The 13,351-nt window shown below is 58.0% G+C and carries 13 protein-coding genes; 5 read left to right on the forward strand and 8 right to left on the reverse strand.

Annotation, left to right across the window (positions count from 1 at the left end; all coding sequences use genetic code 11):
• Positions 1-8: 8 nt before the first annotated feature.
• The 6 genes from holA to AB7D48_RS09625 all read right to left on the reverse strand — a co-directional run bounded on the left by holA (position 9) and on the right by AB7D48_RS09625 (position 6,606).
• Positions 9-1,019 (reverse strand): DNA polymerase III subunit delta, encoded by a 1,011-nt coding sequence (gene holA, locus AB7D48_RS09600; RefSeq protein ID WP_427978209.1) that lies wholly within the window; start codon positions 1,017-1,019, stop codon positions 9-11.
• Positions 1,016-1,492 carry an LPS assembly lipoprotein LptE gene (locus AB7D48_RS09605; RefSeq protein ID WP_427978211.1) on the reverse strand — a complete coding sequence of 159 codons (477 nt, stop codon included), beginning with the start codon at positions 1,490-1,492 and terminating at the stop codon, positions 1,016-1,018. The genes holA and AB7D48_RS09605 overlap by 4 nt, the downstream gene beginning before the upstream one ends.
• A gap of 19 nt (positions 1,493-1,511) precedes the next feature.
• Complete coding sequence (gene leuS / locus AB7D48_RS09610; RefSeq protein ID WP_427978213.1) at positions 1,512-4,073, reverse strand: leucine--tRNA ligase; 2,562 nt, start codon at positions 4,071-4,073, stop codon at positions 1,512-1,514.
• 104 nt (positions 4,074-4,177) lie between these two features.
• The gene (locus AB7D48_RS09615; protein WP_427978216.1) at positions 4,178-4,957 is read right to left on the reverse strand and encodes an SDR family oxidoreductase; all 780 of its coding nucleotides are present in this window, start codon (positions 4,955-4,957) and stop codon (positions 4,178-4,180) included.
• 18 nt (positions 4,958-4,975) lie between these two features.
• A complete protein-coding gene (locus AB7D48_RS09620; RefSeq protein WP_427978218.1) occupies positions 4,976-5,722 on the reverse strand; it encodes a COG4705 family protein in 747 nt (248 codons plus the stop codon).
• Between the two features lie 17 nt (positions 5,723-5,739).
• Positions 5,740-6,606, reverse strand: a complete 867-nt coding sequence (locus AB7D48_RS09625) for a pyruvate, water dikinase regulatory protein (protein ID WP_427978221.1) — start codon at positions 6,604-6,606, stop codon at positions 5,740-5,742.
• Positions 6,607-6,876: 270 nt separating this feature from the next.
• Here AB7D48_RS09625 and hemE point away from each other — a divergent pair, with 270 nt between their 5' ends.
• The 5 genes from hemE to AB7D48_RS09650 are packed head-to-tail and all read left to right on the forward strand — an operon-like array spanning position 6,877 to position 10,673.
• A complete protein-coding gene (hemE, locus tag AB7D48_RS09630; protein ID WP_427978223.1) occupies positions 6,877-7,887 on the forward strand; it encodes a uroporphyrinogen decarboxylase in 1,011 nt (336 codons plus the stop codon).
• Complete coding sequence (gene hemH / locus AB7D48_RS09635; RefSeq protein ID WP_427978225.1) at positions 7,884-8,909, forward strand: ferrochelatase; 1,026 nt, start codon at positions 7,884-7,886, stop codon at positions 8,907-8,909. The genes hemE and hemH overlap by 4 nt, the downstream gene beginning before the upstream one ends.
• A 26-nt stretch (positions 8,910-8,935) precedes the next feature.
• Positions 8,936-9,598, forward strand: a complete 663-nt coding sequence (locus AB7D48_RS09640) for an HAD family hydrolase (RefSeq protein WP_427978227.1) — start codon at positions 8,936-8,938, stop codon at positions 9,596-9,598.
• The gene (gene hemJ, locus AB7D48_RS09645; protein WP_427978229.1) at positions 9,595-10,044 is read left to right on the forward strand and encodes a protoporphyrinogen oxidase HemJ; all 450 of its coding nucleotides are present in this window, start codon (positions 9,595-9,597) and stop codon (positions 10,042-10,044) included. The genes AB7D48_RS09640 and hemJ overlap by 4 nt, the downstream gene beginning before the upstream one ends.
• A 20-nt stretch (positions 10,045-10,064) precedes the next feature.
• Positions 10,065-10,673 carry a LysE family translocator gene (locus tag AB7D48_RS09650; protein WP_427978231.1) on the forward strand — a complete coding sequence of 203 codons (609 nt, stop codon included), beginning with the start codon at positions 10,065-10,067 and terminating at the stop codon, positions 10,671-10,673.
• Between the two features lie 107 nt (positions 10,674-10,780).
• On the opposite strand, the gene AB7D48_RS09655 is transcribed toward AB7D48_RS09650, so the two are convergent.
• Both AB7D48_RS09655 and AB7D48_RS09660 read right to left on the reverse strand, forming a co-directional pair.
• The gene (locus tag AB7D48_RS09655; protein WP_427978233.1) at positions 10,781-11,956 is read right to left on the reverse strand and encodes an acetate/propionate family kinase; all 1,176 of its coding nucleotides are present in this window, start codon (positions 11,954-11,956) and stop codon (positions 10,781-10,783) included.
• A complete protein-coding gene (locus AB7D48_RS09660) occupies positions 11,949-13,340 on the reverse strand; it encodes a bifunctional enoyl-CoA hydratase/phosphate acetyltransferase (RefSeq protein WP_427978234.1) in 1,392 nt (463 codons plus the stop codon). Before AB7D48_RS09660 ends, AB7D48_RS09655 begins: the two co-directional genes overlap by 8 nt.
• Positions 13,341-13,351 lie beyond the last annotated feature (11 nt).

Raw genomic sequence — 13,351 nt, forward strand, 5'->3', positions numbered from 1 at the left:
AACATCCTTTAGGCTCTGGCGGCGGTGCGGGCCCGCGTCGCCAAAGCCAGCATGGTCTGGCGGCAATAATCCTGGTCTGGAATATGCGTGGTCTTACAAGCGATTTCCGCCGCCAAAACCGCCGCCAGCGCCTGATCCACCGTCCGTAAGGGCCAAAGCCGCAGCATTTTTTGTACCGTGCCCTGACGCTTGAAGAATATTGGCGGACGCATTCCCGCCATTGCCTCCTGGGCCGAAGCGCCTTCCACCATGGCCCCAGCCACCAGACGCAAGCGCGAAAGTTCCTGCAACAAAACCCTGATCAAACCAACCGGTGACGCGCCTTCCTCATACGCCAAGGCAAGAGCCTTGTCCGTGGCCGCCACATCACCCGTCAAGGCGGCATCGATTGCGTCGGTCACGGACATATCCCCACCATCAGCAAGAATTGCGGTGGTGTCCGCCAAAGACAGAGATTTTGCTTCCCCCGCATAAAGCTCCAAAACCTCAAGAGCTTGTCCTAATGGACCTTCTTCACCCGTGAGATTTTGCGCCGCCCAAATCGCCGCATCCTGGTCAATGCTCACACCCCGCGCGCGCAGCCTACTCGAAATCACTTGCGGAAGCTTTGCCTGATCGATCGCATAACAGGCCAGACTGGCCATCGTGGCCGATTTTTCCGCCAGGGCCCGCAGTTTGGATTTCGGCGTCAGCTCTCCAGCTTCCAAAATCACCAACGCATCGGGCGGTTCTTTTGTTAATAAATCTAACGACTTCGCCAGGCTCTCCCGTGCATCCCTGACCCGCACAACACGCCTTCCCCCGGTCAAGGCCGCCGCGGACGCTTCCGCCAGCAATATATCGGGTGCCGGGTTGGACAATTCAGCAAAGCGGAACGGATCATCCAGCGCGCCCGCCACGGAACGCGCCAAGGCCAAGCCCCGTTCCGCCACCAGCCCGGCATCCGGTCCATGCAACAAAACCAGGGACGTAGACGGAGCCTTTAAAAATCCGTCGGCCCGGCTTGCATCAAGCTTCATGACCCTGGATGCGCATGAAACCAGGCCGCGAGTTCGGTGGTGATTTGCGATGAAATTTCATCGGCCAATTGCTGATTCACCGTATCCGTCTCCAGATTGGTGGCAAAATATTGCTGGTCGATGATGTTCAAGGCATCCATCGCCGTGGCATTGCCGGAAACCAGAGTCTGCGAAGGCTGACCGATTGGGGCAAGCCGCCAGGCCGCCGTGGCGTTGAAACGCGTGCGGCTGGTGGAGCTATCCGCCTGCACACCTTCCCCCGTCTGGGAAATCGAATAATTGACCGACAGCGTATAAAGCTCCCGCGTCGGTGCACCGTTGGTGTAGAATTTCTGTTGCAGGCTCTGGCGCAGCATCTGGCCGGTCCTATCGGGGATATTCTGGACCTGCACCATCTCCAGCGAGGCTGAGGCCGCTTGGCCTTTTGCCCCGCCGTAAAGCGGCGTGAAACCGCAGCCGGTCAGGGCAAACAAGGCGCAAAAGACAAAAGCTTTACGGCTTAACAACAAAATTCACGATCCTGCCTGGTACGTAGATCTGCTTGACGATGGTCTGCGCGCCTATTGTGCCCGCCACAGCCTCCTTGGCAAGCGGGATCGCAATATCTTCACCCACACCCGCCGGAACCAGGATGGTCCCCCGCAGCTTGCCATTCACCTGCACCGCCACGGTGAGTTCATCCACCACCAGCAGCGCGGGGTCGGCCTCCGGCCAGGGTTGCTGGGCGGCCAGACCCGCGCCTGGGCATAACTTGGCGAAGAGATGCTCAGCCAGATGTGGCACCAGCGGGCTGGCGAGACGCACCAGAATGACCATGGCCTCGAAGCGCGCGGCCTGCATGTCCAGGCTGTCGGACGGCGTGGCCACGGCGTTCAGCAGCTCATATAGCCGCGCCACGGCGAGGTTGAAGGCGAAGCTTTCCAGCGCCTGGGTCACGGCCTCGATAGAGCGATGCGCGAGCTGGCGCAGTTTTTTAGCTTCGGAGCCATGGCTTTCGACGGTGGCGGGACCGGATTTGGCGATGTCCTCCCCCACGCGGGCAAGGCGTTGCAGGAAGCGGAAAGAGCCCTGCACGCCATTTTCCGTCCATTCCACATCGCGCTCGGGCGGGTTGTCCGACAGCACGAACCAACGCGCCGTATCCGCCCCGAAGCGCTCCACGATGGCACCGGGATCCACCGTGTTACGCTTGGATTTGGACATTTTCTCCACACGCCCCACCGTGACCGGCGCGCCGGTGGATTTCAGCACCGCACCTTCCGGCGTGCGGGTGATCTCATCCGGGTAGAGCCAGGCACCGTTTTCGTCCTTGTAGGATTCATGCGTGACCATGCCCTGGGTGAACAGCCCGGCAAAAGGTTCGTCCACCGCCACATGGCCGGTCTTGTGCATGGCCCGGGTGAAGAAACGGGCATAGAGCAAATGCAAAATCGCATGCTCGATGCCGCCGACATATTGATCCACCGGCAACCAGTATTTCACCGCGTCCAGCTTGGTCGGCGTATCCGCCCGGGGCGAGGTGAAGCGGGCGAAATACCATGAGCTGTCGATAAAGGTATCGAACGTGTCCGTTTCACGCGTTGCCGCCTTGCCGCAGGCGGGGCAGTTGACGTGGCGCCAAGTCGGGTGATGGTCCAGCGGGTTGCCGGGTTTATCGAACGTGACATCCACGGGGAGGGTAACGGGAAGCTGATCCGCCGGGACCGGCTGTGGGCCACAGGCCTCGCAATGGATCACCGGGATCGGGCAGCCCCAATAACGCTGGCGGGAAATGCCCCAGTCACGCAGGCGCCAATTTTGCACCGCCTTGCCAAAGCCTTTCGCCTCCAGTTCCGCAATGGCGCGGGGCTTGGCCTCCTTGGTGGGCAAGCCGGAGAGGAAACCGGAATTGACGATGAAGCCATCGCCATCCAGCGCCTTATTGCCGATTTCAGGCGTGGTGTTCTTCTCAGGTGAGACCACGACCGGCACAGGCAGGTCGTATTTGCGGGCGAAATCCAAATCGCGCTGGTCGCCGCAGGGGCAGCCGAAAATGGCGCCGGTGCCGTATTCCATCAGTACGAAATTGGCGATCCAGACCGGGTGTTCCTGGCCCGTCAGCGGGTTCACCACTTTCAGGCCGGTATCGAACCCGCGCTTCTCTGCAGCCTCTATGGCGGCTTCGGACGTGCCCTGGCTGGCGCACTCGGCGATAAAGGCGGCCGCACCCTGGTTGGTTTCCGCCACTTTCTTGGCAATCTGATGTTCCGCCGCGATGGCCAGAAAGGACATGCCAAACAGCGTATCCGGCCTGGTGGTGTAGACCGTGACGCTCTCTTCGCTGTTGGCCAGCTTGAAGGTCACTTCCGCGCCCTGGGAGTGGCCGATCCAGTTTTCCTGCATCAGCTTCACACGCTCTGGCCAGCGGTCGAGGCTGTTCAGCCCATTCAGCAGATCCCGCGCATAATCGGTGATTTTCAGGAACCATTGGGAGAGTTTCTTCTTCTCCACCAGCGCGCCGGAACGCCAGCCGCGCCCGTCGATCACCTGCTCATTGGCGAGCACGGTCATATCCACCGGGTCCCAGTTGACCGAGGCGTCGCGCCGCTCGACCAACCCGGCTTTCCAGAAATCCAGGAATAATTTCTGCTGCTGGCCGTAATATTCAGGGTCGCAGGTGGCGAATTCACGGGACCAGTCCAGCGAGAATCCCATGCGCTTCAGCTCGGCGCGCATATTGGCGATGTTCTTATAGGTCCAGTCCGCCGGATTGGCCTTGTTTTCCCGGGCGGCGTTCTCAGCCGGCAGGCCGAACGCGTCCCACCCCATGGGGTGCAGCACGGCGAAACCCTGAGCCCGTTTATAGCGCGCCACCACGTCACCCAACGTGTAATTGCGCACATGGCCCATATGGATCTTCCCGGACGGGTAAGGGAACATCTCCAGCACATAATATTTGGGCTGCCCGCCCGTGGGCACATCCTCGGCCCTGAAGCAGGCCTTGGCATCCCATTCGGTCTGCCAATATGGCTCGGCGGCGGAAAAATCGTAGCGCGTGGTTTCGGTTTCAGACATGGTGCGCCTGTTTATCCCTGGGGATAAAAGGCGGGAAGAGCCGGAACACCGGCTTTTTCGGAAAAAAACCGGTGCCCAAAAACTTTTGGATTCTCAAGGCGGGCTTACATCGTGGAATTGAAGGCCCCGCCATCCAGCAGAATATTCTGGCCAACGATGAATCCGGCCTGGGCCGAACATAAAAAGGCACAAGCCGCGCCGAATTCCTCCGGCCGGCCAATTCGCTTGGCGGGGCTGGCCTCGGCGCGGACCCTCACCATCTCCTCCACCGGACAATCATTGTCCCTGGCCGCGTCCTCCATGGTCTTTCGCAGCCGGTCAGTATCAAACGGGCCGGGAAGAAGATTATTGATGGTCACATTATATTCCGCCACTTGGCGGGACAGGCCGGCGACAAAACCGGTGAGCCCTGTCCGCGCGGTATTGGACAAAGCGAGATTGCCAAGAGGGGATTTCACCGAACCAGAGGTAATATTGACAATCCTCCCAAATTTCCGGGAGATCATGCCATCGATGGTGGCCTTGATCAGCGCGATGGGTGTGAGCAGATTGGCGTTGAGTGCCGCATGCCAGTCCGCATCGGAAAAAGTCCTGAAATCGCCCGGAGGCGGGCCACCGGCATTATTCACCAGAATATCCGGGCTGGGACAGGCCGAAAGTGCCGCCGCGCGCCCTTCGACACTCGTGATATCCCCAACGGCCGTGGAAATTTTAGCGCCGGTGAGGTCGCGCAGCTCCTGGGCCGTGGCCTCCAGCCTTTTTTGATTTCGCCCGGTAATGGTTACCTCTACCCCTTCTTGCGCCAGGGCCAGCGCACAGGCGCGGCCAAGCCCAGCACTGGCGGCGCAAACCAGCGCCGAACGGGATTTCAGACCCAGATTCATAAGATAATCTCCAAAAATTCAGGTGCCGCGATGGCTGCCGGCACGTTGTGGCAACAGGAACAGGCAGGCGACAATGAACAGGGCGATGGCACCGGAGGATTCCGGACGGCTCAGATCGAATCCCCCATGGATGGACGGTTTGATGAGCAAATCCCCCAGCGTGGCGCCCAGCGGGCGGGTGAGAATGAAGGCGGCCCAGAATAAAAACGCGCGGGAGAGGTCAGTGATGTAATAAAATAACACCAACCCGGTCAGCAATGCACAGAAAAACAAGGCACCGCCGGCAAACCCAAAATTCAACCCGTCCGAGATAAAATCCCCCAAAGCCGTGCCCAAAGTGTTGGAGGCCAGGATTGTGACCCAATAAAAAGCCTCGACCTTGGCGGAGGTGATATTGGCGGCCGACACCGTCCCGCAACTCAGCCGCCAGATTCCCAGCGCCAGCAGCACACAGGCCAATAACAGGCTCGAACCACCCAGATAGCCGATACTGATCGAACGGTCCGCGAAATCCGCCACGGTCGTGCCAACCAGAGTGGTGGAGACGATGGCGGCCCAATAAATCCAGGGATGAAAAACCCTGGCGCGCATCTGCCACCCAATGGCGGCGACGAACAGGACCATGAAAATCAGGCTGCTTTGCGCATAGCCAAGGTGAAAACTCATGGAGAGCGTGTCCCCGCCGGTTTCACCCAGCGTGGTGGCGGCGATTTTGACAATCCAGAAGCCAAGCGTGACTTCAGGTACCTTGGAGGAACGGTCCACGATGTGGGTTTTCCGGATTAGGATGATTGCGCGGCGGCACGCTTGATGTGCCAATTATCCATAAGTTTCAAAACAGTCGCAGATGTTTCCTCGATCGAGCGGCGGGTGACGTCGATGGTCGGCCAGTCGCGTTCATTGCATAAGCGCCGCGCCCAAATGAGTTCCTTCTCCACGGCCTCATGATCCACATAATCGGAACTGTCCGCCCGGCCGAACAATTCATTGGAACCGATCAGCTTCAACCGGTGGCGGCGTATATCGATGAGGGATTTCGGATCGATGGTCAGACCGATGACAGGACAGGGCGCATTTTCCAACTCTTGCGGAAGCGGTGTGTTCGGCACCAAGGGTACATTCAAGGCCTTGATCCCCCGATTGGCGAGATAGAAACAGGTTGGGGTTTTGGAGGAACGGGAAACGCCCACCAGCACCACATCCGCATCGCCAATGCCGCGATTGGCCTGACCGTCATCATGGGAGATGACGAAATGCATTGCATCGATCCGGCGGAAATAATCGGCATCCAGAACATATTGCCGGCCGGGCCTGTGCTTGGCGGGGGCTCCGAAATGCGATTGCAGCATTTCCAGAACCGGATCCAGCACATGCAGAAGCGGGACACCAAGCCGCGCGCAAGCGGCATCCAACTCATGGCGCAAGGCATCGTCCACAAGCGAGCAAAGCACCGGACCTGGCTCAGCCTCAATGCCTTCAAGAACACGGTGAAGTTGCAAACGCGACCGGATGAGCGACCAGCGATGGTAAGAAACCTGCGCTTCATCGAACTGCGCCACCGCGGCACGGGCCAGTGAGGTCAAAGTATCCCCAGTGGCGTCGGATATCAGATGTATATCGAGCTTATCGCTGTCCATAATCTTGTTCATAGCGTGGATAACTCCATTTGGCGCGCCATAATTTTCGAATGACGGGGATAAAGCGGGAAAACCGCGCACAGTGGATGAAATGGGACAGTTCCCTGTGCAGACTGTGGGTAACTTGGGTGGATATTCAAAAAACAGAGCTTTAGCGCTGGTTTCTTGCTGTGGATAAGTTTGTGGATTCAAGGATGATGATATTTAACTCACGTTTTCCACAGGGTACCATCTCACCTACTCTACCTTTAAAAAAGAAAGGATTGGGTTTAGGCGGTGGACATGAATTTCCTCAACGCCCTGAACGGGAAAGATGTCTGGCCGCCTCCTCTCTGGCTAATGCGTCAGGCGGGGCGCTATCTGCCGGAATATCGGGCCACGCGAGCCAAGGCCGGGGATTTTCTCTCCCTTTGCCTGAATCCCGCCCTGGCCGAGGACGTGACATTGCAGCCCATCCGTAAATTCGGGTTCGATGCCGCGATTTTATTTTCCGACATCCTGATTTTACCGATGGCGTTGGGGCAGGGGCTACGTTTCGCCGAGGGGGAAGGGCCCCGGATGCCGCCTTTGGAAAGTCTCGCTGGACTGAAACCCGACAACGCGCCGGGAATTTATGCTCCGGTGATTGAAACGGTGAGCCGGTTGCGGGGATCCTTGCCCAAAGATACCGCTTTGATCGGTTTTGCCGGTGGGCCCACCACGGTGGCCTGCTATATGCTGGATGGTCAGGGGGGTGGGTTTCCTCGCACACGGCGTCTGGCTTATGAACGGCCAGAGTTCGTGAAGCAGGTTTTGAACATCCTGACCGAGACGACAATTGAATATCTCTCGGCCCAGGTGAAGGCCGGGGCGGATTGTGTGATGCTGTTCGAAAGCTGGGCGGGGATTTTTCCGCCAGGGCAGTTTCGGGCATTTGTGATCGAACCCAACCGGCGTATCTGTAAAGCGCTGAAAAAACGCCATGAAGGGCTGAAAATTATTGGCTTTCCACGCCTGGCCGGGCTGATGCTGGGTGAATATGCCAGGGATGCCGGTGTGGATGCCATTGGGTTGGATAGTGTGACCGATATTAAGGCCGCCAGGGCCGCCTGCCCGGCGGGGACGGTGTTTCAGGGTAATCTGGACCCGTTGCTGCTGAAACTGGGCGGCAAGGCGATGGAAGAGGCCGTAGAGGCCCTGCTGGCGGATGTGCGGGGGTATCCTCATATCTTCAACCTGGGGCATGGCATCACGCCGGATGTGCCGGAGGCGCATGTTGCGCGCCTGGTGGAGCTGGTGAGGCAAGGCGGATGAGGACGGCGATCGTCCTGTTCAATCTTGGTGGTCCGGATGGTCCGCACGCCATTAAACCCTTTCGCGTCAATTTGTTTTCCGACAAGGCGATCATTCGAGCCCCCTGGTTCATCAGGGTTTGGCTTTCAAGGTTGATCGCGAATTCCTCAGCCAAGGCGGCCTATGAAAATTACCAGCTCATGGGTGGAAAATCCCCGTTGCTGGAATTGACGGAAAAACAAGCCCGCGCGTTGGAGACGGTGCTGGGGCTGGATTATCGCTGTTTCATCGCCATGCGCTATTGGCACCCGTTTGCGGCGCAAACCGTGAAGGAGGTGAAGCAATGGGCGCCGGACCGGATTTTGTTGCTGCCGCTTTATCCGCAATTTTCTTCCACCACCACGGGCTCCTCGCTGAGCGATTGGCGTGAGGCCGCTGCGGCCGCCGGATTGGCGGTGCCGGTCACCAGCCTATGTTGCTGGTATGATGACCCCGCCTATATCGCCGCGACAGCCGCGCTGGTGCGTGAGGCGATCGAGGATGCGATGGCGCAAAAACCTGGATTGCCTTTACGTGTGTTGTTCTCCGCCCATGGCTTGCCGGAGAGCATCGTGAAGGCGGGGGATCCTTATCAGGCGCAGGTGGAGGCCAGCAGTGCGGCGGTAATGGCACATCTGGCCGATACCAAGGTTGAGGCGCTGGTCTGTTATCAGTCCCGCGCGACGCCACAAAAATGGCTGGAACCCAGCACCGTCGAAGCGATTGCCCAGGCTGGGCGGGATGGTGTGGGCGTGGTTGTCGTGCCGATTGCGTTTGTCTCCGACCATATCGAAACGTTGGTGGAGTTGGACATTGAAAACCGGCATTTGGCCGAGCAGGCGGGTGTGCCGGTTTATGTGCGCGCGCGCGTGGCCAATGACGATCCCGATTTTATCCGGGCCGTGGCGGGGCTGGTGCGCCGGGCACAGGTGCCCGGATTGTACCAGGGGGGAACCGCCTGCGCGAAGAAACATAAGGATTGTCCCGGCGCGGGGATGGTTTGAATGGTGAAGCACAGACCAGGAGAAGAATGTTGCGCCCCGATTTGATTATTTTTGATTGCGACGGTGTTTTGATCGATAGTGAGGGGGTTGCATCTCGTCTGGTGGCGCGGGAAGTGACGGCGCTGGGCTGGAAAATGGACGCCGATGAGGCGATGGCGCGTTTTATCGGTATGAATATTGGCGATATGCAGCCGATGATCGAGGAAAGGGTTGGAAGAAAATTATCCTCTGCCTGGCGCCAGGATCTGGCGGAGAAATTGGTCGCGGCCTTGGCGGAGGAAGCCGTGTTGATCCCCCGTGCGGATGAAATGCTGAAACGGGTAACGGAAATGGGGTTTGATTGGCGTGTGGCGTCCAACTCTTCCGATGAGGAGATGCGGGTAAAATTCGCCAGGACCGGGCTTTCTGATTTGACGGCGGGGCGTTGCATTTCCGCGGGCAGTGTCATTGCGCGCGGCGGCAAGGCAAAACCAGCGCCGGATGTATTCCTGGCCGCCGCCGCCGATGCGAACATTCCACCGGCGCGCTGCATCGTTTTGGAAGACAGCAAGCTTGGCACGCGAGGCGCCGTGGCGGCGGGGATGACTTGCTATGGGTTCGACCCGCATGGAGACGGCGCGGCTCTCCTAGCCGAGGGAGCCAGGGCGGTTTTCAGCTCATTGGATGAAATCTTTGAGGTTTTGACATGACATTTCCTGAGCTTTTGCCGTATTTCAGATGGTTTTTAGCACTGCACATCATGAGCTTCACCGCCTGGATGGCGGGGATGTTCTATCTGCCCAGATTATATGTGTATCATTGCCAGACAATAGCTGGATCGGCTGAATCGGAACGCTTCAAGGTGATGGAGCGGCGTTTGCTGAAACAGATCATCAACCCGGCGATGATCAGCACGGTCATTTTTGGTTTGCTTCTGGTTTTTACGCCAGGTGCCGTGAATTGGCATGCGGATTGGTGGTGGGTTAAAATCGTGGCTTTGGTGCTGATGTTCGGGTTTCATGGTGCATGCTCGCGCTGGCGGAAGGATTTTCTGAACGACGCGAATAAAAGGCCGGAAAAATTTTACCGGATTGCCAATGAAGTGCCGACGATTTTGTTTATCATCATCGTTGTTGCCGTGGTGGTGAAACCCTGATTTCCTTCAGCCCGCCAATATTGCTGGCCTTTATTGCCACGGCGGCACTTTTGACGGTGACGCCGGGCGTGGATACGGCCATGGTGCTGCGGGCTTGTGCATCCGCCGATAAGCGGCCCGCATGGCACGTGGCGATGGGAATATGCATTGGCTGCCTAGCTTGGGGAACGGCCGTGGCGCTGGGAATTGGCGCAATTCTGAAGACAGCGCCTCTTGCTTACATGATGGTGAAATATGCCGGAGCGGTTTATCTGCTTTGGATGGGATGGTCCTTGATCAGCAACCCCCGGAAGGGACTGGAACAAGAGCATGAAACAATGCGGCGAGACACCAATCTTCTGGCTTTGCGCAGAGGGTTGTTCACCAACCTTCTGAATCCGAAAATTGGCGTGTTCTACCTGACTTTTCTGCCGCAATTCGTGCCGGACCAAGCATATGCGGCGATGGATATTTTCACTTTGGCGTTGATCCATGCCATATTGACGTTGCTTTGGTTCACGATTCTGATTTCCGCCATATCTCCATTGAGGCATATTTTGCGCCAGCCATATATTGTCGGCGGATTGGATCGCCTGGCCGGCAGTATTTTTATTCTGTTTGGGTTAAAGCTGGTGCTGTCGCGAGCCTAAGGGTTATTCAATCAAATGAATGAAGTTTATTCAGGTGATTTTTTAAGATCACCTGAATATCGAAGGCTATTTATGAAATAGAGATTTTTTGGATTGCGCCGGGTTTTCTATTTATTGATTAAATGTTTCGTATGAGTGGCGATCATCAATTCTTCATCCGTGGGGATGACATGGACTTCCACTTTGCTTTCACAAGTGCTGATGGCGGGTTCGTTTGCCGCATTGGCTTCCGATGAGAGCTGAATTCCGGCCCAGGCTAGGCGTTCGCAGATCGCGGCACGGATTTCTGGAGAATGTTCGCCAATGCCGGCGGTGAAGATCATGCCGTCCAGTCCACCAAGGGAGGCAATGAGCCCCGCTGCCTGACGCGCGGCCTGGAAAGCGAAAAGATCCAGCGCTTCCTTGGCTTCCGGTTTCGGGCTGGCCAGCAATGTGCGGACATCCGAAGAGATTCCGGAGACGCCGAGAAGACCTGATTTCTTGTAAAGAAGATCCGTCAGATCATCCGCGTTCATGCCGTCACTCTGCATGAGGTAGATCAGTACACCAGCACCGATGGCACCGCAGCGCGTTCCCATCACCAGCCCGTCCAGCGCGGTGAAACCCATGGTGGAATCCACGGATTTTCCGTCCTTGATGGCACACATGCTGGCGCCGTTGCCAAGATGCGCGACGATGATGCGGCTTTTGGAGAGATGGGGAGCAACCTCCGGCAAACGGGAGGTGATATATTCATAGGACAGACCATGGAAGCCGTATCTTCGGACACCCTCGTCATAATATTTACGCGGGAGTGCGAGCCTTGTCGCGAGCTCTGGCATCGTATGATGAAAAGATGTGTCGAAGCAGCCGACTTGTGGAAGCTCGGGGCGGAGCTTGAACAAGGCCTGCACAGCGGCGGTGTTATGCGGCTCATGCAAGGGAGCAAGTTGGTTGAGCCGCGCCAGATCCACGAGATGGGCGGGAGTCAGCAAGGTGGGACCAAGAAAGGTTTTGCCGCCATGCACGATGCGATGCCCCGCGGCGACCAGTTGATCGTCGCCAAGATGGGTTTCCACCCAATTCAGAACCTCTTCGAGCAGGTCTTCGTGATTCAGGGGGGCATGGTCTGGCCAGCGTTTTTCAAGCGCCACATCCTTGCCGGTCTTGATCAGCAAATGGGGGGCCTGCCCGATATTTTCAGCCAGCCCGACGGCGGTCCGGACAAGAGTTTCCTTCAGTTCGTAAAGCGCGAACTTGATGCTGGAAGACCCGGCATTAATGGTGAGAATTGCATCAGCCATGGGCGTGAGCCATCATCACGGCGATTGCGCAGGAGGCCAGGCGCGCCCCGTCATTATCCGCGCGGCTTGTGAGAATGATCGGTACCGACGCGCCGAGCACGATGCCCGCCGCATCCGCATTGGCGAGGAACGTGAGTTGCTTGGCCAGCATATTGCCGGATTCGATGTCCGGAACCACCAGAATATCGGCCTGCCCGGCAACTGGGGAGACGATATGTTTCTGGGCCGCGGCCTCGGCGCTGATGGCATTGTCAAACGCCAGGGGGCCATCGAGAATTGCTCCCGTGATCTGCCCGCGATCTGCCATCTTGCAGAGGGCGGCGGCGTCCAGCGTGGCCTGCATGGCGGGGTTCACCGTCTCGACAGCGGCAAGAATCGCCACATGGGGCGTTTCGATGCCAAGGGATTGAGCGAGGTTGATGGCGTTCTGCACGATGCTGAATTTTTCTTCGAGGGTCGGGCAGATGTTAATGGCGGCATCCGTGATGAGCAGCGGCTTGGGGTAAGATGGAACATCCATCACGAAAACATGGCTGAGCCGGCGCCCTGTGCGTAGGCCGGTTTTTTCCTGAACGACCTCGTGAAGCAGCACATCCGTGTGCAAAGCCCCTTTCATCAGCGCCTTGGCGGCACCTTCCCGGACCAGGGCAACGGCGCGCTTGGCGGCCTCGGCCGTGGTTTGGGCCTCTTCGATACGCAAGCCCGTGATATCGAGCTTGTGCTGCGCGGCGGTGTCGCGGATCAGTTTTTCAGGCCCGACAAGAATGGGGGCGATCAAACCACGGGAGGCGGCCTCTGTCGCCGCCAGCAGGGAGACTTCATCGCAAGGGTAGGCAATGGCGGTTGGCAAGGGGTCACCCGCGGAAGCCTTGGCGAGCAGGTTGCGTAGAAATTCATGCCGCAGCAATCGTACTTCTGGCAGGGTGACGGCGGGACGGCTGACTTTTTCGGTCGGGGCCTGTACCGTGGCAATGCCGCTCAGCACATCCTTGTCGTCCTGATTGAAGCAATGACAATCGAGCACAACCCGGTTTTTTTCAGGGATCAGTTCCGCGACGGTGACTTTTGCCGTGATGGTGTCACCCGGGCTGACGGGGGCGCGGAATTTCAACTCCTGCCCCAGATAAATCGTGCCGGGGCCAGGCAGTTTCGTCCCTAGGACGGCGGAGATGAGTCCGGCGGTGAGAACGCCCTGGGCAATGACGTGATGGAACAGATCCGTCGCGGCATAGTCCTTGTCCAGATGAGCGGGATTCACATCGCCGGAGACGATGGAAAAGAGTGCGATGTCGTCATTGGTGATGGTTTTGGTGATGCTCGCGGAATCGCCAATGGCGATCTCGGAGAACACGCGGTTCTCCAGAATCTCGATTTGCATGTCCATGGCTCCGATCC

It is taken from the genome of Acidocella sp. (assembly GCF_050253495.1).
Taxonomy (GTDB): domain Bacteria; phylum Pseudomonadota; class Alphaproteobacteria; order Acetobacterales; family Acetobacteraceae; genus Acidocella.

Excerpts from the sequence above, each read along its gene's own strand:
- holA (WP_427978209.1), bottom strand. The coding sequence starts at position 1,019 with ATGAAGCTTGATGCAAGCCGGGCCGACGGATTTTTAAAGGCTCCGTCT.
- leuS (WP_427978213.1), bottom strand. The coding sequence starts at position 4,073 with ATGTCTGAAACCGAAACCACGCGCTACGATTTTTCCGCCGCCGAGCCA.
- AB7D48_RS09615 (WP_427978216.1), bottom strand. The coding sequence starts at position 4,957 with ATGAATCTGGGTCTGAAATCCCGTTCGGCGCTGGTTTGCGCCGCCAGT.
- AB7D48_RS09625 (WP_427978221.1), bottom strand. The coding sequence starts at position 6,606 with ATGAACAAGATTATGGACAGCGATAAGCTCGATATACATCTGATATCC.
- hemE (WP_427978223.1), top strand. The coding sequence starts at position 6,877 with ATGAATTTCCTCAACGCCCTGAACGGGAAAGATGTCTGGCCGCCTCCT.
- hemH (WP_427978225.1), top strand. The coding sequence starts at position 7,884 with ATGAGGACGGCGATCGTCCTGTTCAATCTTGGTGGTCCGGATGGTCCG.
- AB7D48_RS09640 (WP_427978227.1), top strand. The coding sequence starts at position 8,936 with ATGTTGCGCCCCGATTTGATTATTTTTGATTGCGACGGTGTTTTGATC.
- hemJ (WP_427978229.1), top strand. The coding sequence starts at position 9,595 with ATGACATTTCCTGAGCTTTTGCCGTATTTCAGATGGTTTTTAGCACTG.
- AB7D48_RS09655 (WP_427978233.1), bottom strand. The coding sequence starts at position 11,956 with ATGGCTGATGCAATTCTCACCATTAATGCCGGGTCTTCCAGCATCAAG.
- AB7D48_RS09660 (WP_427978234.1), bottom strand. The coding sequence starts at position 13,340 with ATGGACATGCAAATCGAGATTCTGGAGAACCGCGTGTTCTCCGAGATC.